Genomic DNA, 23,160 nt, shown 5'->3' on the forward strand with positions numbered 1-23,160 from the left:
TTAGCTGTTGTTCTATTCATCATTACTCTTATTGTAAGTAGTTCAGTCAAATTTGTTTGTTCAATTGATCGATAACAGTATGAATTGTTTGAAAAGTAATCGGATATATAATTGTTTTCTCACTACCTAAGCCTTCTTGGTATAAAGAACTATCGCAAAGTATAATCCGCTGAGTACAAAAGAAAGTGTCGTCTACTATTTCTCTAAGTTGTTTACAAATGATATTACTAATAGAAAAGTGTTCTCCCAAAATGTCTTCTAACTGTTGTCGATAGTATAAATACCTAAAGTCTGACGGAGCTACTATGAACACTTCAATTGGAGATTTCCGTTTATGCTCATTTAAAAGACTTAAACTAATGGTTAGTTTACGAATAGAATTCTCATTCCAACGCAGAAATAAATTGTTTTGTTTTCGCCATTGTTCAAGAATTTCATGAACTTCTAAGTACAAAGCGCGTTGCTCTTCATTTAACAAGTAAGTCTTATCAGGTTGAAATATCTGAATATCAGCCCAAAGTGAGCGGATAAACGGGAGAAATGCTTTATCAAAAAGTATCTGATTTTCTTCAGATATATTCAGAGATAAGATAAGTTTTTGACTGAGCTCAATCACCAAAGGGTTATCTGCTACATGGTTTTGATAAACAACGTTCAAGTCTTTTTGTAACAATTCAAAGTTATCGCATAGATAATTTCTAGAGTTGAATAGAAAGTAGATATAAAAGCATTCATCTTCGTCATGACATAAAGAGAAAGAAAGTTGCTCTAATCCTTTCTGTATTAGCTGAAACAAGGGAGTATGTCGGGCAACTCTTTTTTCTTCCTGACTAAAATATATTGGGTTAGTCTTAGATCTCTGCAAACCGATAGCGATACCTAACAAAATAAATTGTTTTTCAACTGTAGGGTAACTTCTTGAAAAAAAATGTTTTTCTACATAATCAATCAATTGTTGACCGCTTTGAATAATTGATTTATTTAGCTGGATCAACTCCGTCCGATTTGTCTCATAGATTATCGTTAGTAACAAACTTCGATAATCCTTTTCAGGAATTTCAAAATGGCCATCAGCATTTAAGTACTGCATTTGTTTAAAAAAATCAATCAACTCATTTCGTAAGTTGTAAACTTTGCTTAACGAAATGAAGGTAGTATTAGCTATATTACTCCAATTGTGTTCCCCTGATAAATAATGTCCTAATACATTGAAAAAGTCAGAGCGCTGATAGATGAGTTGAGTGAGTGACAACCTCGAAAACGAAGAGTCGAATGCGACTGTAAAGCTACTTCTAGCTTTCTCCACTGAAATAATTTGCTGATGGAGTATGTCGGTAATGCATTCCAAGTCGTTAGTGACAGTGAGTGGGCAAACGTTCAATTGATCTGCTATTTCGCGAATCTGAATGGTCCCTTTTTCGTGTAATTGCTCACAAATGTAAACTTGACGAAAAATACTTTTCTCCAGATAGGTTTCCAACATAGCACTCCTCCTAGTCATTTTATACATAACTATTATAACTCTACCAATCGGAATAGTCCTGTAATATATTGAATCAAAAATATAAATTAGAAAATAATTAGATGGGGTATTTGGTTTAAGTATCCCTTATATAGCGCGAATTGTAAAATTAAGTTAGAAAAATAAAAAGGCATTTATGGTACACTCAAATTGTATTTCCGACGAAAGAAAACAAAGGAGTGTAACCATAAATGACCTACAAACATCTTACCATAGACGAACTGACAATGATAGAATCATATTATCTTCAACATAATAAGCCGGTTGAAATCGCTAACCGAATGGGACGTGCTATACAAACTATTTATAATGTAGTCAATAAGTTCAAGCAAGGCAAGACTGCTCTTGATTATTGGCACCAGTATAAAGAAATGGATAGGCTACAATTAACTAGACAGAAAAATTAAGGTGTGTAGACTAGAAGAAAACATACCAGGAGGAATTTTTATGTCTAAGAGAACACGAAGAACTTTTTCACAAGAATTCAAGCAACAAATCGTCAATCTTTACTTAGCTGGAAAGCCACGTGTAGAAATCATTCGAGAATATGAACTAACGGCTTCAGCATTTGACAAATGGGTAAAGCAATCTAAAACGAGTGGTTCATTCAAAGAAAAAGATAATCTTACGCCTGAACAAAAAGAATTGTTAGAACTACGTAAAAGAAACCAGCAATTAGAAATGGAAAATGATATTTTAAAGCAAGCAGCGCTGATATTCGGACGAAGAGACAAGTAATCGATGCGAATAAGCATCTTTACCCTATATCAGCGATGTGCAGAATATTAGGTCTATCACGTCAGTCCTATTATTATCAATCAAAACCAAAGAAAGACGAATCAGAACTTGAAGAAGTAGTCGCTGAAGAATTTATCCGCAGCCGAAAGGCCTACGGCTCAAGAAAAATAAAAAAGCCTTATCAAAACGAGGCATTCAGATCAGCCGACGAAAAATTAGTAGAATCATGAAAAATAGAGGATTAAAATCGAGCTATACTGTTGCTTATTTTAAAGTACATCATTCTACTTGCAATGAAGCCAAAACGACAAACGTATTGAATCGTAAATTCTTAAGAGACAACCCATTAGAAGCGATCGTAACAGACTTGACTTATGTACGAGTCGGGAAAAAATGGAATTGTGTCTGTTTCATTTTGGATCTGTTCAATCGAGAAATTCTCGGCTATTCTTGTGGAGAACATAAAGATGCCGTTCTAGTAAAAAAAGCATTTAGCCGTATCAAACAACCTCTGACAGAGGTTGAGATTTTTCATACTGATCGTGGAAAAGAGTTTGATAACCAAGCTATTGATGAATTATTAACAACTTTTGACATCAATCGATCATTGAGTCATAAAGGCTGTCCTTTTGATAATGCCGTAGCTGAATCAACTTATAAGTCGTTGAAAGTAGAATTTGTCTATCAATACACATTTGAAACCTTACAACAATTGGATTTGGAGTTATTTGACTATGTCAATTGGTGGAACCACCTTCGGTTGCACGGTACACTTGGCTACGAGACACCGGTTGGTTACCGTAACCAGAGATTGGCGCAGCGAATCCTTGATAATGAGCTCGGATGTGCTAACGCTAGCGAGGCAGTCTAACTTTAACTGTTAGCTCCTGCCGAAGATCGTCACATCCGAGGAGGCTCATTGTCAAGGACAATCGGAATAGCATACGGAAAGAAGTTCTGCACCTTATAAAATTTGTCAAAAAAACTGTTGCCATTCCACTAATGCTTTCGACTACACATTTACTCCAATGCTAGCTATTATTATTACTGGTTTTTTAACTTTTACAGTAGTAGGGCCGGTGATGCGTACTGTCGGAGACGGCTTAGCTGATGGATTAAGCTGGTTATACAGTACTACTGGAGCTTTCGGCTTAGGTGTCTTTGGTCTCTTCTATTCGCCGATAGTCATTACCGGATTACATCAAAGCTTTCCAGCAATCGAGACTACTTTACTAGCAGATGTTGCCAGAACGGGTGGCTCTTTTATCTTTCCAGTTGCCTCAATGGCAAATGTAGCGCAAGGAGCGGCTGCTTTGGCGATTATGCTGCTGACAAAAAATAAAAAGCAAAAGAGTCTAGCTACCACTGCAGGTGTTTCCGCTATGTTGGGGATTACTGAGCCAGCGATATTCGGTGTGAATTTGAAACTGAAATTTCCGTTTATTTGTGGAATGATTGCTGCAGGAATTGCTTCATTCTTTATCGGCTTGTTCCACGTATTAGCAGTTGCGATGGGACCGGCAAGCGTCATTGGCTTTATTTCCATTGCACCTCGTTCGATTCCTTCATTCATGATCGGAATTGTTATCAGTATAGTGATCGGTTTTTTAAGCACTTACTTCTATGGAAAAAAACATATGGAACTGCTAGCAGATGGTGAATCAAAAGGAACAGAAGCAGCTGAGTCAATCAGTTCATCTCCTAAAACGACTAGGAAACCGCAAGATGAAGTTTTAGCTGCATCAGTCAGCGGGAAGATTCTCCCTTTAACGAAGGTAAAAGATCCAGTTTTTTCCACTGAAATGATGGGAAGAGGTATAGCAGTCAAACCAGATGACGGGGTAGTCCATGCTCCAGCAGATGGTATATTGACAGTTGTCCACGAATCTAAACATGCATATGGCTTGAAAACAGAGAAAGGAGCGGAAGTACTGATCCATATCGGTATCGATACAGTGAATCTAAAAGGGGCCGGATTCACGACACAGCGACAATATGGTGAATTAGTGAAAAAAGGGGATATTCTCGGTACATTTGATCGTAAATTGCTTAAAGAAGAAGGGTACGACGATACAATTATGGAAATTGTCACTAATTCCTCTGCATATGCTAATGTAAAAATTCTTGAAAAAAACACGGTCAAAAGTGGTGAAGATATTCTGATAGTGAGTGAAACAGATGAAAAATAAATGGTGGAAAAGTGCAGTAATCTATCAAATCTATCCTCGAAGTTTTCAAGATACAAATGGAGATGATATTGGAGATATTCCTGGTATTCTTTTAAGGTTAGATTATCTAGAAAAACTGGGAATCAATGCGATATGGTTAAGCCCGGTTTATGAATCACCTAATGAGGATAATGGCTATGATATCAGTGACTACAGAAAAATAGGCGCAGAATATGGAACGATGGCAGATATGGATTTACTGATAAAAGAAGCACGACAAAGGGGAATAAGAGTCATCATGGATCTTGTTATCAATCATACGTCAGACAGACATCCATGGTTTCAATCGGCAAAAAAAAGTGTTACCAGTCCCTATCACGACTATTATGTTTGGCGTAAAGAACCGAATGGATTAGAGTCGAACTTTGGCGGTTCAGCATGGACCTATGTGCCCGAAGTGAATCAATATTATCTGCACTTGCATTCGAAAAAGCAGCCGGATTTGAATTGGCAAAATCCAAAGATGAGACAAGCAATCTATGACATGATGAATTTTTGGCTTGAGAAAGGGATTGGCGGATTTCGATTAGATGTCATTGATCTGATTGGAAAACAGCCGGAACAATCTATTACTAAAAATGGTCCTCTTTTACATGATTTATTGCAAGAAATGTACCAAAAAACATTTGGTCATTATGATGTAGTGACAGTGGGAGAGACTTGGGGGGCAACGCCCAAGATTGCGCAGCTGTATTCAAAAGAAGAACGCAAAGAATTATCAATGGTCTTTCAATTCGAGCATATTAATCTAGACAAACAGAATGGCAAGCGAAAATGGGATCTAAAGGATTTAGATCCACAGGAATTACATCGGACTTTTTCTAAATGGCAGATTGAATTAGGTGGTTGTGGTTGGAATTCTTTATTTTGGAATAATCATGATCTCCCACGAATCATTTCTCGCTGGGGGGACGATCAAGAATATCGAACAATCAGTGGAAAAATGCTAGCGATATACCTCCATTTTATGCAAGGTACTCCTTATATCTATCAAGGAGAAGAGATCGGCATGATCAATTATCCAGTAAAGAGTATTGATGAGGTAGATGATATTGAAAGCCAAAGAATGTATGCAGAACGTATAAAAAAAGGCTATTCGAAGGAAGAGTTGATCCAATCAATCAACTCGAAGGGGCGAGATAATGCTCGCCATCCGATGCAATGGAACAATCACAAAAATGGTGGCTTTACGGAAGGCACTCCTTGGTTGCCAGTGGGGAATACAGAAGAGATCAATGTAGAAGCAGCATTAGCTGCTCAAAATTCCTTGTTTTATACGTATCAAAAACTGATCGAATTGCGCAAAGAATTACCTGTGATTGTCTGTGGAAAATATCAAGTCATTGAGACAGAGGAACCGAATGTTTTAGCATATCTACGCAGTTTAAAAAGCCAAAAAATACTAGTTGTAGTTAATTTTTCTGATCAAAAGACTACTTTTCCAATCGGTAAGTATCGTGTCAAACAAGTCTTGATCCAAAATTACAAAAAGAAAATTACTAACAATTTACTCCCATATGAAGCTTTTAGCGCGCTGATCTATTAAGTGTTTTTTTCTATAGATGAATCTTTGTTATGAGGTAGATAGTTCAATGAAACAGTTATTCGATTTGTTTATAGAAAACAATTTAGTCAGCAAAAAGGGGGACAAACTTTTAATTGTCTCCCTTTAATTGTTAGGATGGAATATTATCACTCTTAAACAATAAGTTAAAAAAATACTCGTTTACATAAAAAAAGATTATTTAGATGCGATAATATCATAGATAAAGAAACATTCATCATAAGAAACAGTGATCCCAAATTCTGTTTCAATATTTTTGAAGGCCTTTTTTACATGAAAAATTGTTTCATGAGAAGGTCTTGTGTCATCTTCTGATATAATTTTAAGTTCATGACCGTTTATCAATGTACGCTCAATTAGACACGCTGTATGAATCAAAAGTTTTAAAAGAATGGAATGAGTGAATTTTTTGTGGAAAGTACATTCCAATTCTTGGATAAAATCCATTAAGCTTTTTTGGATCTTATTCCCAGCTAATAAGTAGAGATATTTGTCCACTGCTTCAATTCCCATATCAAAAAACGATATTTCTTGTGAATGAGTGGCTGCTGCCCTTTTTTGATTGTTGTTCTTCAGTCGTAAGATGACAAAGCATCTTATCTTTGAATAAAAAAATAGAACTACCTAAGGAAGCGTTTCGGCGCTTCCTTTTTCTATATGATCGTTTAATGACTGTAGGAATTCAGTATACCAAAAGAAAACCGCCTTTTTGAATAAACTTGATAGTGGTCAATTTTTTATGATGGATAAGTATCTATACTTAGTCTCGTAAGAATGAAAAGGAAAAGAGGGAGAAAGATGAAATTACAAAAGTGGATCCAAGAGCATCGAAATCATATCACCGCCTTATCAGCTGTGTTGATTATTTTTGGTTTTATCGGGAAATTTACTGGATTTGTCTTGTTCTATAACATTGCTCTAGCCATAGCTTCTATTATTGCGGTCATACCTATTATAATCCATGCGTATCAGGCAGTAAAAGTCAAAGTTATCTCAATTGATTTACTCGTTACTATTGCTGTGCTTGGTGCCTTTATGATCGGAGAATACAAGGAGTCAGCTATCGTTACATTCTTGTTTTTGTTTGGTAGTTATCTGGAACAAAAAACATTGACCAAAACGCGGGAATCAATCAAGGCTTTGACCGAGATGGCCCCATCGACTGCCAGCGTTGTCCAAGAAGATGGAACGACCGAAGAAGTGGAAATCGATGACGTGGAAGAAGGCGATATCGTCTTAGTAAAAACTGGTGGAGCTATTCCTGTGGACGGACGAGTCATTGACGGGAAAGGGTATGCGGATGAAGCCGCAGTGACGGGTGAATCACGACAAGTCGTCAAAATCAGTGGAGATAACGTATTTTCTGGAACGATTTTAGCAGATGGCTACGTGACGATCGAAGCAACTAAGGTCGGAGATGATACGACCTTTGCCAAAATTATAGAATTAGTCGAAGAAGCACAAGATACCAAATCACATGCGGAAAAATTCATTGATCAATTTTCTCAGTATTATACTCCAACCGTTTTACTTATTGCGTTGCTTGTTGGTCTGATCAGTCGTGATTTTCGTTTAGCCATCACTGTTTTGGTTCTTGGTTGTCCTGGCGCTTTAGTCATTGGTGCGCCTGTTTCGAATGTAGCAGGAATCGGTAATGGAGCGAAACGGGGCATCTTAGTCAAAGGCGGTGAAGCAATGGATACTTTTTCCAAAATCGATACTTTTGTCTTTGATAAAACCGGTACATTGACCAAAGGAACTACTGCTGTATCCACTATCAAGAACTATACAGAGGATGAAGGGGACAGCTTAGCTTTAGTGGCTCGATTAGAAACGTTATCCGATCATCCTCTGGGGCGCGCCGTGATCCATTATGCTCAGGAGAAAGACATTGATTTTCAACAATTAGCAGTCAAAGATAATCAGACGATCAAGGGACAAGGAATCACAGCTGAGATTGATGGTCATACAGTTTGTGCGGGCAACACCAAATTGATTGCCGCTCACAAACTTTCTCTCACACCAAAGCAAGTACAAGATTTACATCAATTACAACAAAGAGGCAGCTCAGTCATTATTGTAGCAATCGACAAAAAAATCACTCAAATCATTGGTGTGTCAGATGTGATTCGACCAGAAGTCGCTGAACAATTAGCTATGTTGAAACAAGCAGGAGCAAAACATTTAGTGATGCTGACAGGTGATAATCAGATGACTGCTGATTATGTAGCTGATATGTTAGGCATTGATGAAGTCCATGCTGAATTATTGCCAGATGAAAAGGTTCAATTTGTGAAAAAATACCAAGAACAAGGATTGCACGTTGCTTTCATTGGAGATGGAATCAATGATTCTCCCTCTTTGGCTGCGGCTGATATCGGGATTGCTATGGGATCAGGAACGGATGTCGCTATCGAAACGAGTGACGTTGTCTTGATGCAATCTAGTTTTGGATCGTTGGTTCATGCTTACCGTTTGGCTAAGAAAACTGTTTTGAATACCCGTGAAAATGTAGTGATTGCCATTGGTGTCGTCTTATTTTTACTCATCGGCTTATTTGCCGGGTTTATTTACATGGCTAGTGGGATGTTCGTTCACGAAGCTAGTATCTTGATCGTTATCTTTAACGCGATGCGTTTATTGTATTTTGGACACGAAAGCAAAGAAGAAAAATCGTAAAACTTGATAAGAATCAATTTTTTTATGGAAGCTGTAATCTAGAATAAGACTATCAAGAAAAAGGAAGGAAGAACTACGATGAAAAAAATGATTATGCAATTAGATACACTAGCTTGTCCAAGCTGTATGCAAAAAATAGAACATGCGGTTTCTCAACAGCCTGGGGTAAGCAATACGAAAGTTTTGTTTAATGCGAGCAAAATCAAAGCAAACTTTGATCCAGATGAAGTCCACCCTGAACAATTAGCTGCAGTTGTGGAAAAATTAGGTTATGAAGTCCAATCAACAAAAGTAAAAGAGGCGTAAATCAGTGAATATAGTGGAAGAAAAATTTGCTCAAGAAACAAAACAAGCAGATATCGATCATCATAAACCAACTGCTGGCGCCATGGTGGGGCATGTATTGGCAAATTTTAAATTAGAAGAAATGAAATTGATCCAAGCACAATTGTATGTTTTGGGTACATCTTCGCAAGAATTAAGTACCCTTTTTTCAGAATATGCTGATCAAGAAGCGAGATGGTTCAATAAAATCTCTCATGAGTTAGTGATTGAAAATGAAATCGTTCCGTCTACTTTAGAAGAAGTCATGCGTTATGGAAAAATTTACGAACATGGTCAAAACAAATATTTACCAGCCTCAACAATGTTGGAAAACTTTGCAAAAGATTTTGATTTCCAAAATGTCTTTATCACACGGGCAATCAAATTAGCTGAAAAAGAAGAAAAATATGGCTTGCAACAATTGCTTGTTGAACTTTTAAGTTTCAATAAAGAAATCATCTACCAAGTACAAAGACTCCAAGGAAAAACTGTCCGACAAGATTTGGATGAGGAAGACGATGATGACTAAAAGTCTATGTTTCTTCAAATACAAATATAAAGCGTGAGGTAAATTGGAAAATCACGAAGATTAAAATAAAAGAAGCACCCGCTGATGTATTACAGACAACATCAGCGGGTGCTTCTTAGTTTTTAAAAGGTTTAAAAGATGGATGAGAAAATACAAAAAATCAATAAAATCACATTGCTTATTTGATAGAATAAAGAAGTGGGAGTAATCGAAAGGAGTTTTTTAATTTAAAAAAAAGGATTTTAGTAACAATTGGTCTAGCTTTTTTGTTAGCTGGTTGTACCAACGGGAATGAATCGAAAAAAGAATCAACAAAAGAAACAGCGAAAGCAACAATTGCAACTACTACAACAACTAGCACAGAGAGCAAGCCAACTGCAGCAAGTACGGAAACAGCAGATACCTCTACTTCGTCAGAGTCTTCCAAAACGACTGAAACAACTCAAACATCTACTTCAAGTTCTTCTGTAGAGGCTTCATCTTCAGAAAGCAGCGAACAAGTCGAACAAACACTGTGGAATGCAGACAAATCCGCACAATTAGAGGCATTTATGGCTACATGGGGCCAAACAATGGGACAACAATACAAAAGCTATACGAATCAAATGAGTGTGGACTTATATGGTCTTAAAGTCCCTCAAGTTATTTTGAACGGGGAGTGGAAGATGGCTATTGGTGGAGTGCCTGTTTCTGCAGAATGGTCAGAAAGTGGGACAGGTCAAGCAGACTATCAAATCACAGCCGTCTATTCCGATGCAGAGACAGAACCATATCTGAAAAAGCACGTCTATCTATTCGGGTTTCAGCAAAATCAGCCAAAAGTATTGGTGACACAACAAAATCAGGGGAATCCCGATAATTATCTTTACTTTAACGAGACAGCGAATAATGAATTGAAAAATGGCTTTAATCAAATCGTTTATGGGTAAGTAAACCAGTGAGAGAAAGAAGAGACTCAGTGGAAAATATTAATTGATTGCTATGTCTAAGAATTAAGATGAAGGATGAAATTTCTAGTTTCGTCCTTCATCTTAGTTACGTTTTACTTGGATAACTATAATAATAACGATAAATAGTTTTCTCTCGACTTCTTTAGAGATTGAATAAACCCTCCAATACTAAAATTGAATGTTGCAAGAGCATGAATTGCCAATTGTATTATTAGAATTTTTATAAAATTGCACCTTTAGTTTCTTTAGATAAAATGATACAATGATTGTTAAAATTGTGAAAGGGTGGTCATTTGTTAGAGAAGTTTTTGGATATGTCGTTAGTTCAACGTATTGTTGTTGGTATTTTAGTCGGAATATTGTTTGGTATCTTTTTCCCCACGTGGACATTTATTTCAATATTGGGGACGTTGTTTGTCAGTTGCTTGAAGGCAATCGCACCTATTCTGGTTTTTTTCTTGACGATGGCGTCAATTGCCAAGCATAAAATTGGGAATAAGACATTCGTGAAGCCTATTTTGATCTTATATTTAGTGGGAACATTGCTTTCTGCACTTGTAGCAGTCATTGTAAGTTCAATTTTTACTGTTCCTATTACTTTACAAGAAACAGTATCTGAAAAAGCACCGCAAAGTTTGGAAAGTGTTTTATCTACTATGTTGACGAATGTCACACAAAATCCTGTTCAATCTCTTATTGATGCGAATTACCTTGGCGTTTTATTCTGGGCTGTATTGTTGGGACTAGCTTTTCGAGCACGTTCAGAATCGACAAAAGAGTTGGTGGATCAGATATCTATAGCGTTGTCACAAGTCGTACAAGTGATTATTGCATTTGCTCCGATAGGGATTTTAGGATTGGTTTATCAATCAATTGCTACGACTGGAATCGCTGGATTGGCAGAGTATCTGCAGCTTTTACTTGTTTTGATCGGTACGATGCTGTTTGTCGCATTAGTTGTGTACCCATTCCTCACGTTTTTGTTTATTAAAGAAAATCCCTATCCATTGATTTTCTTTTGTTTGAAAGAAAGCGCACTTCCCGCTTTCTTTACCCGAAGTTCTGCCGCAAATATCCCGATAAACATGATGTTGGCTGAAAGATTGAAATTGACAAAAGAGTCTTATTCCATATCGATCCCGTTAGGTGCTACGATCAATATGGGCGGTGCCGCGATTACCATTTCCTTGATGACGTTGACTGCTGTACATTCTTTAGGGATTGAAGCACCATTTGTTTTGAAAGTCCTTTTATGTATTTTGTCTGCTTTAGCTGCTTGTGGAGCTTCAGGTGTTGCGGGCGGTTCACTGTTATTGATTCCATTAGCATGTAGTTTGTTTGGTATCTCTAATGATGTCGCGATGCAAATCGTTGGTATTGGATTTATTATCGGTGTTATTCAGGATTCAATGGAAACTGCCTTAAATTCGTCAAGTGATCTGTTGTTTACTGCAATAGGAGAGCTAGGCGCGCGTAAAAGAAGTGGGGAAAAAATCAAATTGAAAGATTGTTTAGATGGATTAAGTGAACGTTGAACGTTAGATATTTAGTATTTTTAAAATGATTCGAGTTTTTAATGAGTTATATAGATGTTCGTGTAAATAGAGGTTTCTGTTAAATCAAGATAAAGTCGTTTATAATAACAATTAAAAGCATAGGTAATTGTTATTGGAGGCGTATCATGGATTTTTTACGTAAATTTGGTTTTTTCTTTTTATTATTAGGCGTGCTGAGTGATTTTTTGTCTCCGTACGTATTAGGATTGTATTATCCTGAATTAGATCAAATGAAGAGCGTGATCAGTGTATTTGGAGAGGTTTCCAGTCCTGTAAGAAAAGCGTTTCTTATTTGGTCTGTGGTTTCAGGGATCTTTTTCATCCTGTCATTGCCTGCATTGTATGCTGCATTTGTAAGTACATCTCGTGTGTTAGCTACCCTAGTTACAGCAGCCATCGCGTTCTATGGTATAGGTGATTGTATCTTTACAGGTTTGTTCAGTATCAATACCCATGAATCTTCGTGGAATGTCTCGACATGGGTCCATAATATCGGATCAGGTTTAGGTTACAGTGGTTTTTTATTGTTTCCAGTTCTTCTTTTCTTGATCTATCGAAAAAATGGGCAAATGGACGTAAGCCACTTATACCTTGGACTGTCTGTGATCAGTTTGCTTTTTGCGGCGATTTATGGACTGGCAAGAATTCCTTCTATAAATTCTTGGCCATTACTGAATAAAATAGGTTTTTGCCAAAGAATCAGTTTTTTCTTTAATTATGTGCCCATTGCCTGGTTGAGTATCTTGCATCTCAAACAGTAAAACTTGAGCCGTCAAATTGAACAGTCAGCGGATACTTCATCCGGTGGCTGTTTTTTGTTTTTCTGAAATATATATTTCCACAGTTTTCTTGTATAGCTTCTGTCTTAGAGAAGCAAGGAGCTATATTTTGTGCTACAATCTTAAAAAGGTAGAGAGAAGACCAAATGGAAGACAGAGGAGCCACTAAAATATGAGAAACATCAAGTTGACAATCGAATATGACGGAAAAAGATATTCAGGATGGCAAAGACTTGGAGATGACGATAAAACCATTCAAGGAAAAATCGAAAAAGTATTGCATCAGATGACAAATGAAGAGATAGAAATTATTGGATCAGGAAGAACAGATGCTGGCACCCATGCGCGAGGACAAGTAGCAAATTTTAAAACAAACACAGAAATTGGACTGGCAGAAATGATCGACTTTATGAATCGTTACCTTCCGCGGGATATTGTCATCAAAAGAATCGAAGAAATGCCTGAGCGCTTCCATTCAAGATATAATGCGGTGGGCAAAAAATACAGCTATTATGTTTGGAATAACGTGATTCCTTCAGCATTTGAGCGAAACCACAGCTTTTATTTCCCTCAAGAGTTGGATATGGACAAGCTGAATGCAGCTTGCGAAAAATTAGTGGGTACACATGATTTCATTGGTTTTTCTGCATTGAAAAAATCAAAAAAATCCACAGTGCGTACGATTGATGAATTATCTATCGAACGAAAGGGAGAAATGCTTCATTTTACTTTTGTCGGAGACGGATTCTTATATAAAATGGTGCGGATTATCATGGGGACATTACTAGAAATCGGCACAGGTGCCATGCCGATAGAAACAATCGATGAAATATTTGAAAGCAAAGTGCGGCAACATGCAGGAGAAACCGTCCCTGCACAAGGTCTGTTTTTGGATGAAGTTTATTATCGCTCATAAAAAAGAATCATCTTTACTCGACTTCTGAGAATTGGAGAACATCCCTTTTTTCAGAGGTCGTTTTTTAGTTAAACCAAACCATAGAGTATGCTTTTTAAGATAAAGATCATCTTATATCATCTGAAGCTGCTTATCTTCTTTGAATAAATACGATTCAATCGATTATTTCCTCACTTTATGATAAATTACAGCTAAAGTCACTAGCTTGTCTTCTTCGGAAAGGAGGAGAATCTATGGATGAGGAACAAATATTCATTCAAACACTTTATAATCTGATTTTGAATCCGAATACACGAGATTGGGAACGAAAAGTATTGATTCAGACAAAGAATGACACAAGAGAAAATATATCCGTTAAAGAACAGTTATCAAAACTAGAAGTAACACTACGTCCATTAGCTATCCGAATGAATCTGACGCCTGATGTAATGGACTTTTATTTATTGATTACGGAAGGATTTGATAAGGAGCAAAAATATGACTTTTCCAAGCATGCCATACAAGATGCTGACTATCAAGAACGTGCAGTATTTGCAGGGGGATGTTTCTGGTGTATGGTCGAGCCGTTTGAATCGAAAAAAGGGATCCTATCTGTTTTGTCAGGATACACGGGCGGACATGTTGAAAAACCGAATTATGATCAAGTAAGTGGTGGTTACACAGGTCATGTGGAAGCTGTGGAGATCATTTATGACACAAGAGAAATAAGTTATAGCGAGTTGCTGACAATCTATTGGCAAATTACTGATCCCACAGATACATTTGGACAATTTCAAGATAGAGGGAAGCAATATCGTCCAGTGATTTTTTATCAAGACGAACGACAAAAAGAATTAGCGGAACAATCAAAACAGAAACTAGACAGTTCAGGAACTTTCCACCAACCAATCGTCACAAAAATCGAACCAGCCGGTACGTTTTGGCCAGCAGAAAACTATCATCAGCAATTTTACAAAAAACAACCGAAACGCTATAAAAAAATCCAGCAAGCACGTAATCAATTTCTGATCTATCAACGAGTAAAAAACAAATGGCAAAAAAATATACGAAAAAATCATTTTGATTAACTCCTTTTCTTTAAAATGTAGTAAACTAAAAATAGAAAACAAGAAAGCGTTTTAAAAAGATTTGATGAGGAGGAGAAAAATTGTATATTGCAGATAGTGCACGTTATGAAAAAATGGAATATCGTAAATCCGGTCATTCAGGTTTGAAATTACCGATTTTATCTCTCGGATTATGGCAAAATTTTGGTGATTATGATCCTATCCATAATCAAAGAGAGATTTTAAGAGGCGCATTCGACATGGGAATTACCCATTTCGACCTTGCGAATAATTATGGAGGCCCTGCTGGAGCTGCAGAGAAAAACTTTGGGCGTATTTTTAGAGAAGATTTTCAAGCCTACCATGATGAACTGATTATTTCTAGCAAAGCAGGTTATCATATGTGGGAAGGGCCATATGGGGAATGGGGCTCTCGTAAATCCATCATATCAAGTTGTGACCAAAGTTTCCAAAGAATGGGGCTAGATTATGTTGACATCTTCTATCATCATCGCCCAGACCCTGATACACCTTTGGAAGAAACAGCAGAAGCGTTGATGCAACTTGTAAGACAAGGAAAAGCATTATATATTGGTATATCCAACTATAATGGAGAAGATACAAAAAAATGACTGAAATTTTAAAAAGAAAGGAAGCACCGTTCATTATTCATCAGATGCGCTACAATATGTTTTCTCGTGCACTACTAGAAGACGATCTATCTCCAGTATTAGAAGAAGAAGGGCTAGGGGCAATCACGTTCAGTCCGCTTGCTCAAGGGTTGCTGACAAATCGTTATCTACATGGTATTCCTGAAGATTCTAGAGCACATCGTAAGGAAATACCATTCCTTTCAGAAGAACAAGTTGGATCAACTCTGGAAAAAATCAAAGCACTGCAAACAATCGCCGTATCACGAGGACAATCATTAGCGCAAATGGCCCTTGCATGGAATTTACGACAAAAATCTGTTACAAGTGTACTGGTCGGAGCAAGTCGGTTAAGTCAGTTACAAGAAAGTGTTCGAATGATGGATAATTTAGATTTCTCACCAGAAGAAGAATTGAGAATCGACCAAATTCTAGAATAGAAACGATGTAATCAAACTTTTTATCCATATATTAAAAAAAACAAAAGATGACATCAAGAATCGAATGAAGATCGTCTGTTATTGAACATCATATTTTTTGTCGATCAAAATAAAAATGATCGAAGGCTAGGAGTGAATTTTATCCTAGTCTTTTTTATGGTAAATATCTTCTTCGTTTGTATGTCTATGAACGGATTAATCGATTTTTTATACAAAAAATCATCAGATGATTCAAACGTGTTATAATAATTACGAAAAAATACATCAGATGAAAAGGAGGTATGTGGTTTGGAAGAAAATAAAACCCTAGTAGAAGTAACTACTGACAAGATCCTTAGATATTTAAAGGAAATGCAGTTGCAAGTAGGAGATAAACTGCCGAATGAATATGAATTGTCCGATTATTTAGAGGTGGGGCGAAGCACGGTGCGAGAAGCTGTGCGGGCTCTAGCTTCCAGGAATATCCTTGAAGTTCGGCAAGGAGCGGGGACATTTGTCAGTGATAAGCGAGGGATTGCCAATGACCCACTCGGTTTTTCTTTGATTGAAGATCAGGATCGGATGATACGAGACTTATTTGAACTGAGATATTTATTGGAGCCTAAGATGGCAGGTTTGGCAGCGGAATATGCAACGAAGAATCAAATCGTCCAAATGAAAAAATTAACGCAAAAGATTGAAACTTCTTTTCGAGAAGGCACACAAGAACATGTTCAATTAGACATCGATTTTCATACGATGATTGCAGAAGCTAGCGGAAACATAGCCTTGCTGCATATTATCCCAATCATTAATGAATCGATTGCTTTGTTTAATAAAAATTATGATATCCAGCATCTGAAAATCGAGACGATCGATATTCATACAGAGATCGTTCAGGCCATCGAAAGGCGGAACGTACTTGCTGCGTTTGACGCAATGACTGTCCATATGGCAATAAATCGGAGAGAATTACAGAAAATAATAGGAGAAAAAGAAACTAATTGACAGTTCATCTGATGTATTTTATGATAAATACATCAGATGATTTTTTGTTTTATATTTGGTAAAAAAGAGGAGTAAATAGTTTCTGTTCACCAAAATGTAAGCGCTGACTAATAGACAAAAAGAGATGACGTCAAGGAGAAGAAGCAGGAATGAGGGGATCTGGAATGAGTTTTATGGATAAATTAGCCAAAGTTTTAGGGAACGTGGCAACGAGAATCAATAATTTAAGGTATATCATGGTGATAAAAAACGCATTTGCTGCATTGATTCCGGTAATTATTACGGGTGCTTTTGGCACATTGTTTTCAGCAATGGTCTTTGACTCGGAAAATGGCTTAGCACAGATAAGTTACTTGCGTTTTTTAGAAGAATTAAAGCCTATCGCATCTGCCATCAGCTATGTCACACTAAGTTTCTTGACCATCTATGCTGTTTTTCTAATAGGGATCGAATTAGCCAAGCTGAATAAAGTGGATGGTGTATTCCCTGGTATCATCGCAGTGATGTCTTATTTATCTGTTAATCCAACTGTTTATGAATTAGTGAATGAAAATCAGACTGTTATAGTAGAAAACGTATTGGCTAAACAATATACAGACACGAAAGGGTTATTTTTGGGAATGTTGGTCTCCATCCTTTCTATTGAACTTTATTGCTGGTTGAGGAAACAGAAGAAACTACAGCTGAGAATGCCTGATACCGTGCCAACGAATGTTTCTGCTAGTTTTTCTGCTTTATTCCCGACGATTCTGACTGTATCGGGTATCGCGGCTGCGGGATTTATCATCAAAGAACTTACAGGAATGTACCTTTATGATATCATTTACAATGTCGTACAACGCCCATTAGAAGGTGTCGTTCAAGGGTTACCGGGTATTTTGCTATTGATGTTTATTGCGCAAGTCTTTTGGGTGATTGGTATCCATGGAAATCAAATGGTGAAGCCGATACGGGAACCGTTGCTTTTAGCGGCAATTGCTGTAAATACGGAAGCTTTTGAAGCTGGAAAAGAAGTACCGAACATTATTACTATGCCATTTTGGGATATGTATATGAGTATGGGTGGGTCTGGAGTCACGATCGGTTTACTGATTGCAGTATTGTTAGTTGGAAAACGGGAGGATATGAAACAAATCACCAAGTTATCCCTTGCTCCTGGGATCTTCAACATTAATGAACCAGTTATTTTTGGTATGCCGATCATGCTGAATCCAATTTTAGCTATTCCGTTTATCTTAACGCCTCTTATCACAGGAACGATTGGTTATTTTGCAACCGCTTTAGGGTTTGCGGCGAAAGCAGTTGTAATGGTCCCTTGGCCAATGCCGCCGATCGTCAATGCTTATCTGGCAACAGCAGGAAATATCGGTGCAGTTATTACGCAACTTGTTTGTATTATTGTTTCTATTTTGATCTATCTGCCATTTGTAAAAGTAGCAAATCGTGTGGAAAATGATGGGATCTAAAAACAGGAGGAAATCATGAAAATTACTATTCCAAAAAATTTTATTCTTGGTGCTGCATCTTCTGCTTGGCAAACGGAAGGTTGGAAAGGAAAAAAAGAAGGACAGGATTCGTTTATAGATAGCTGGTATAAAAATGAACATTTTGTTTGGCATAATGGGTATGGCCCAGCCGTAGCAACTAATTTTATGGAACAATACCAGCAGGATGTGGATCTGATGAAATCCATCCATCTGACACATTATCGGACTTCTATCAATTGGGCTCGTTTTTTTACTGATTATGAGAACTGTATAGTAGATGAAGAATATGCTCAGCATATAAGTGAAATGATCGACTCTTTGATCGAAGCAGACGTAGAACCGATGATTTGTTTGGAACATTATGAAGTCCCAGCTTTTCTTTTGGAAAAATATGATGGCTGGTCTTCAAGAAAAGTAGTTGATTTTTATGCTAAGTATGCTCAAATTGCCTTTGATCGTTACGGTGATAGGGTAAAAAACTGGTTTACATTCAACGAACCAATCGTTCCCCAAACGCGTTGCTATTTGGATGCTGTTCGCTGGCCGCATGAACAAAACACAAAAAAGTGGATGATGTGGAATTATCATAAAGTTTTAGCAACGGCTAAAGCAGTAGAGATTTACCGCAGCGGAAATTATGGTGGAAGGATTGGCTGTATTTTAAATCCTGAAATGGTCTATGCTCGATCTAATTCTCCAGAAGACCAAAAAGCTGCTTATATGTATGATTTGTTTTATAATCGAGTATTTTTTGATCCGATGGTAAAAGGGTACTACATAGAAGAGTTCCTGGAGTTGTGTCAAAAACAATCGATTTATTTCGATCCTGCAACAGAGGATTTAGAAACGATTCAGCATCATACAGTAGATTTCCTTGGAATCAATCAATATTATCCTAAACGCGTTCGCGCTCCTCGTTATCAATGGAATGAAGAGACACCTTTCCATCCAGAACGATATTATGAAGTCTTTGATTTACCTGGGAAGAAAATGAATAATTCCAGGGGATGGGAAATCTATCCGAAAATCATGTATGATATAGCCATGTATCTAAAAGAAAATTATCATAATATCCCTTGGCTGATAACAGAAAACGGTATGGGAAGAGAACATGAAGAACGGTATATGGATGAGAAAGGAATCGTGCAAGATGATTACCGTATCGAATTTATCGGACAGCATTTGCGTTATTTGATCAAAGCAACAGAAGAAGGCGCAAATTGCGAAGGCTATATGTTATGGGCATTCACTGACTGTGTGTCACCAATGAATGCATTTAAGAATCGATATGGATTAGTTCGAATCGAATTGAACGATGAACGAAGCAGAACATTGAAAAAATCTGCTTCGTGGTATCAGACTTTGATTGATAAGAGAGAATTGGATTTGCCTGACGAAATCTATAAATAAATAGAAGTTTTTTGTAGATGTTCATTGTATTTACTGGTTATTTGAAATAAAAGAGGTTGTGAATCCAGCGTTTTGAGCTAAAACCCAGGGTCAGCTGATTGAACACCGTTTATTGAGAGGTTGTGAAAAAGCTGTCCTGCATCAAGTAATAAGAATAGCAAAGTAAAAACAACATCTTATGTTTTTAACTTGGTTGGACTTATTACCGCAGATGCAAGCTTTTGAATACCGTTTATTCGAAAAAAAGTTGTGACAAGTTTTGTGTCACAACTTTTTTTGTGCACGTTAAAAGAAAAAAGGTAATAAAAATTAATTTGTGTGTTTAGTGTGCGCTTTCTTTTTTAGTGTGTATGCAACTTGGTATAGACCTTAAATGTGATGATATCAACTTTTTAAAGCGCTTTTAAAGTTGGCACGCTACTTGCTTATATACAAGTGTAAGTATAGAAAGGAACGTGTTTAAAATGGAAAAGAAAACAATCATGCTTGTATGTTCAGCTGGAATGAGTACAAGTCTCCTAGTCACAAAAATGCAAAAGGCAGCAGAAGCAAAAGGAATGGAAGCAGACATCTTTGCTGTATCTGCTTCAGATGCGGATAATCAACTAGAATCTAAAAATGTAGACGTTTTACTTTTAGGACCGCAAGTACGCTTTATGCAAAATCAATTTGCTGAAAAGCTAGCACCTAAAGGCATTCCTTTAGATGTAATCAATATGGCTGACTATGGCATGATGAATGGTGAAAAAGTACTCGACCAAGCAGAAAAACTAATAAACAAATAATAAAAATTATCGGAGGATACAATAAATGGAAGATCAAAAAAATCTAGAAGCCATCATGGGTCTGATCATGTTTGGCGGAAATGCAAAAAGCGATGCAATGGAAGCGATTGCTGCTGCGAAAAAAGGTGATTTCACTTTAGCAGATGAAAAAATCAAAGATGCAGAGGAATCTTTAGTCCAAGCACATCACTCTCAAACAGAGATGCTGACACAAGAAGCACAAGGAAATCACGTTGAAGTCACGCTTTTGACAGTCCACAGTCAAGATCATCTGATGACATCCATAGCTTTTACAGATTTAGCAAAAGAGATCATTGATCTGTATCGTCGATTGAACGCGTAATCTACAGTAAAGAAAAGAGGGAAGATTTATGGATAAATTTGTTGCATTTATGGAGAAACATTTTATACCTGTAGCATCAAAAATTGGTGCACAACGGCATTTAGTTGCGATTCGGGACTCATTTATGGTGAGTATGCCGTTAATGATCTTAGGAGCATTAGCAGTAATGATCAATAACTTACCGATTCCCGGGTTCCAAGAATTGATGAACTCAATTTTTGGTGGTGAATCATGGAAAGGATTCGGGGCTGCTGCTTGGAACGGTACATTTGCCATTCTTTCTGTCTTGATTGCTTTCTTGCTTGCTTATCATTTAGCTAACGGCTACCGAAAAGACGGTGTTTCCGCAGGTGTGATTTCTTTAGGCTCTTTCTTCGCTTTAGGCGGAGCATTAGGTATGAGCTCAAACGGTTTGTTTATTGCTATTATTGTTGGGATTATTTCAACAGAAATCTTTGTACGTTTAAGCGGAAATGAAAAATTGATCATCAAAATGCCTGATGGTGTGCCACCGGCAGTTGCAAAAGCATTTGCTTCATTACTACCAGCAATGATCACTATCTCTGCGTTTGCTTTAGTTGCTGCAATTTTTGCTGCATTCGGTGTTGATGATATCGTAGGTTCTTTCTATACAGTGGTCCAAGAACCATTTATGGGACTTGCAAACTCTTATCCATCTGCCTTACTGCTTGCATTTATCACACCATTCTTATGGTTCTTTGGTTTACACGGAGCGAATATGGTCGATCCTTTGATGCAAACAATCAATGCGCCAGCCATTGAAGCAAACGTTAATGCAATCGCAGCTGGACATAGCGCACCGTTTATCGTGAACAAACCTTTCTTTGACAGCTTTGTCAACTTAGGAGGAACAGGTGCAACTTTAGGTTTACTGTTAGCTATTTATTTAGTAGGACGTAAAAACAAACCATATATGGTTGTAACAAACTTGTCGATTGCGCCAGGTGTCTTCAATATTAATGAACCAACGATGTTTGGGTTACCTATCGTGTTGAACCCGATCATGTTCATTCCATTTATTTTGACACCAATGGTCTTAGTTAGTGTTGCTTACTTTGCGACTTCTACAGGTTTAGTGCCAGCAGCTACCGTTATGCCTCCATGGGTAACTCCACCAATTATTGGCGGTGTATTGGCAACAAAAAGTATTGCAGGTGGTGTACTAGCCGCTGTCAATTTGGTTCTTTCTATTTTGATCTATCTACCGTTCGTCAAGGTAGCTACGATCCAAGAAAGAAGAAAAGAAGCTTTAGATGCTTGATTAATCAAAAAACGGAGAACAAGTGATTGTTTTCCGTTTTTTTTTACATCACTATTGTTGTCATTGCTAATTTTCATAAAGACTTGTATAATTTTTGTAAACGTTTTATTTTAGTCAGAGGTTTAAACATTGGTTACATATAACTGGATCAAATTAAGAGAACACCCAGAATTAGTAAAACAAAGTGCGAAGTGGTTTTCATCAAAATGGGGAGTTCCTGCTGTTGTGTATGAGGAAAGTATTCGTACTGGAATCGCTAATAAGGAAAGTATTCCTCAATGGTATGTGGTCTTAGATGAAAAAGAAACCATCGTCGGAGGAGCGGGCGTCATTGAAAACGACTTCCATAACCGTCCCGATCTGACACCAAATCTTTGTGCCCTGTTTGTTGAACCGGAAAAGCGTAAGCAGGGGATAGCCAAGCGGATATTAGCGGAAATTAGAAAAAAATGCATCAACTTGGGTATGAAAAACTTTATTTAATTACAGATCATACCACGTTTTATGAACGATACGAGTGGACATTTTTGACAATGGTCAAGGAAGAAAGTGGGACGACCGCTCGTCTGTATCAAAGTGATACGATAGGGTGAAAAAAGAGGCATGAGATTTTTTCAAATCTCATGCCTCTTTTTTTTGCTTGTTCTCTTCATTGTTTTTTTTCGTCGTAAATAAAAATGTTCCTTACGATTCTGAGAATAGGACGAATTGTCAAGAAAATAGCACCAGCCAAATAAAAATAGGTGCCATATCGATCGGGGATTTTAGTTAAGGAAGCAAGGCTTCCAAAAATATAGAAAATCCCGGTTAATAAATCGACAGCCAGTGAGATCAATGTGTAACGATTTTGGAAATAGAAGCGGAAGCGACGTCCTCGTATTTCGATATCTTCTTCTTTTCCTATTTCGATCTCATGGGTATTTCGTTTGATTTTGGGCATAAAGA

General features: G+C 37.2%; 18 protein-coding genes and 5 pseudogenes. 20 read left to right on the forward strand and 3 right to left on the reverse strand.

From position 1 onward, the window contains the following. Window positions 1-46 precede the first annotated feature (46 nt). Window positions 47-1,483 (reverse strand): DNA-binding protein, encoded by a 1,437-nt coding sequence (locus RBL01_RS01300; protein ID WP_080489827.1) that lies wholly within the window; start codon window positions 1,481-1,483, stop codon window positions 47-49. A gap of 230 nt (window positions 1,484-1,713) precedes the next feature. On the opposite strand from RBL01_RS01300, the pseudogene RBL01_RS01305 reads away from it, so the two are divergent. The 4 genes and pseudogenes from RBL01_RS01305 to RBL01_RS01320 form a co-directional block, all read left to right on the forward strand. Continuing rightward, window positions 1,714-1,893: pseudogene (locus RBL01_RS01305) on the forward strand (helix-turn-helix domain-containing protein); the annotation flags it as partial. Window positions 1,894-1,969: 76 nt separating this feature from the next. After that, window positions 1,970-3,131: pseudogene (locus tag RBL01_RS01310) on the forward strand (IS3 family transposase). Window positions 3,132-3,261: 130 nt separating this feature from the next. Further along, window positions 3,262-4,449 (forward strand): annotated as a pseudogene (locus RBL01_RS01315) (glucose PTS transporter subunit IIA); the annotation flags it as partial. Continuing rightward, complete coding sequence (locus RBL01_RS01320; RefSeq protein ID WP_307780870.1) at window positions 4,439-6,034, forward strand: alpha-glucosidase; 1,596 nt, start codon at window positions 4,439-4,441, stop codon at window positions 6,032-6,034. The pseudogene RBL01_RS01315 and the gene RBL01_RS01320, both read left to right, overlap by 11 nt. 195 nt (window positions 6,035-6,229) lie before the next feature. Here RBL01_RS01320 and RBL01_RS01325 read toward each other — a convergent pair whose 3' ends face one another. After that, entirely contained in the window at window positions 6,230-6,550 is a 321-nt protein-coding gene (locus tag RBL01_RS01325; protein WP_002330723.1) for a PRD domain-containing protein, read from the reverse strand. 300 nt (window positions 6,551-6,850) lie between these two features. Here RBL01_RS01325 and RBL01_RS01330 point away from each other — a divergent pair, with 300 nt between their 5' ends. The 16 genes and pseudogenes from RBL01_RS01330 to RBL01_RS01405 all read left to right on the forward strand — a co-directional run bounded on the left by RBL01_RS01330 (window position 6,851) and on the right by RBL01_RS01405 (window position 22,808). Further along, window positions 6,851-8,731 carry a heavy metal translocating P-type ATPase gene (locus RBL01_RS01330; RefSeq protein ID WP_002300907.1) on the forward strand — a complete coding sequence of 627 codons (1,881 nt, stop codon included), beginning with the start codon at window positions 6,851-6,853 and terminating at the stop codon, window positions 8,729-8,731. Between the two features lie 78 nt (window positions 8,732-8,809). Further along, the gene (locus RBL01_RS01335) at window positions 8,810-9,037 is read left to right on the forward strand and encodes a heavy-metal-associated domain-containing protein (protein WP_002300905.1); all 228 of its coding nucleotides are present in this window, start codon (window positions 8,810-8,812) and stop codon (window positions 9,035-9,037) included. A gap of 4 nt (window positions 9,038-9,041) precedes the next feature. Beyond that, window positions 9,042-9,584, forward strand: coding sequence for a ferritin-like domain-containing protein (locus RBL01_RS01340; RefSeq protein WP_002312676.1), 543 nt, complete (start codon window positions 9,042-9,044; stop codon window positions 9,582-9,584). Between the two features lie 251 nt (window positions 9,585-9,835). Further along, window positions 9,836-10,513 (forward strand): DUF4767 domain-containing protein, encoded by a 678-nt coding sequence (locus RBL01_RS01345; RefSeq protein ID WP_025477866.1) that lies wholly within the window; start codon window positions 9,836-9,838, stop codon window positions 10,511-10,513. A 335-nt stretch (window positions 10,514-10,848) separates the two neighbouring features. Continuing rightward, window positions 10,849-12,069, forward strand: a complete 1,221-nt coding sequence (gene sstT / locus RBL01_RS01350) for a serine/threonine transporter SstT (RefSeq protein ID WP_002304113.1) — start codon at window positions 10,849-10,851, stop codon at window positions 12,067-12,069. Window positions 12,070-12,215: 146 nt separating this feature from the next. Next, a complete protein-coding gene (locus tag RBL01_RS01355) occupies window positions 12,216-12,851 on the forward strand; it encodes a DUF998 domain-containing protein (protein WP_307780869.1) in 636 nt (211 codons plus the stop codon). Window positions 12,852-13,041: 190 nt separating this feature from the next. After that, window positions 13,042-13,785 (forward strand): tRNA pseudouridine(38-40) synthase TruA, encoded by a 744-nt coding sequence (gene truA / locus RBL01_RS01360; protein WP_002300898.1) that lies wholly within the window; start codon window positions 13,042-13,044, stop codon window positions 13,783-13,785. Window positions 13,786-14,018: 233 nt separating this feature from the next. Then, a complete protein-coding gene (gene msrA / locus RBL01_RS01365; protein ID WP_307780868.1) occupies window positions 14,019-14,852 on the forward strand; it encodes a peptide-methionine (S)-S-oxide reductase MsrA in 834 nt (277 codons plus the stop codon). 113 nt (window positions 14,853-14,965) lie between these two features. Continuing rightward, window positions 14,966-15,921, forward strand: a pseudogene (locus tag RBL01_RS01370) (aldo/keto reductase). Between the two features lie 288 nt (window positions 15,922-16,209). Next, window positions 16,210-16,908, forward strand: coding sequence for a FadR/GntR family transcriptional regulator (locus RBL01_RS01375; RefSeq protein ID WP_002300890.1), 699 nt, complete (start codon window positions 16,210-16,212; stop codon window positions 16,906-16,908). A 149-nt stretch (window positions 16,909-17,057) separates the two neighbouring features. Further along, on the forward strand, window positions 17,058-18,374 hold the full coding sequence (locus tag RBL01_RS01380; protein ID WP_025477867.1) for a PTS sugar transporter subunit IIC: 1,317 nt from the start codon (window positions 17,058-17,060) through the stop codon (window positions 18,372-18,374). 15 nt (window positions 18,375-18,389) lie between these two features. Further along, complete coding sequence (locus tag RBL01_RS01385; protein WP_307780867.1) at window positions 18,390-19,805, forward strand: glycoside hydrolase family 1 protein; 1,416 nt, start codon at window positions 18,390-18,392, stop codon at window positions 19,803-19,805. A 464-nt stretch (window positions 19,806-20,269) separates the two neighbouring features. Continuing rightward, window positions 20,270-20,590 (forward strand): PTS sugar transporter subunit IIB, encoded by a 321-nt coding sequence (locus RBL01_RS01390; protein ID WP_002287582.1) that lies wholly within the window; start codon window positions 20,270-20,272, stop codon window positions 20,588-20,590. Between the two features lie 25 nt (window positions 20,591-20,615). After that, the gene (locus RBL01_RS01395; RefSeq protein WP_002287579.1) at window positions 20,616-20,933 is read left to right on the forward strand and encodes a PTS lactose/cellobiose transporter subunit IIA; all 318 of its coding nucleotides are present in this window, start codon (window positions 20,616-20,618) and stop codon (window positions 20,931-20,933) included. Window positions 20,934-20,961: 28 nt separating this feature from the next. Beyond that, window positions 20,962-22,215 carry a PTS sugar transporter subunit IIC gene (locus RBL01_RS01400; RefSeq protein ID WP_002287577.1) on the forward strand — a complete coding sequence of 418 codons (1,254 nt, stop codon included), beginning with the start codon at window positions 20,962-20,964 and terminating at the stop codon, window positions 22,213-22,215. Between the two features lie 129 nt (window positions 22,216-22,344). Continuing rightward, a pseudogene (locus RBL01_RS01405) lies at window positions 22,345-22,808 on the forward strand (GNAT family N-acetyltransferase). Between the two features lie 56 nt (window positions 22,809-22,864). On the opposite strand, the gene RBL01_RS01410 reads toward RBL01_RS01405, so the two are convergent. Beyond that, the gene (locus RBL01_RS01410) at window positions 22,865-23,155 is read right to left on the reverse strand and encodes a YrhK family protein (protein WP_002319496.1); all 291 of its coding nucleotides are present in this window, start codon (window positions 23,153-23,155) and stop codon (window positions 22,865-22,867) included. Between the last annotated feature and the right edge of the window lie 5 nt (window positions 23,156-23,160).

Source organism: Enterococcus sp. SB12, assembly GCF_030910025.2.
In the GTDB taxonomy this organism is placed as follows: Bacteria; Bacillota; Bacilli; order Lactobacillales; family Enterococcaceae; genus Enterococcus_B; species Enterococcus_B faecium.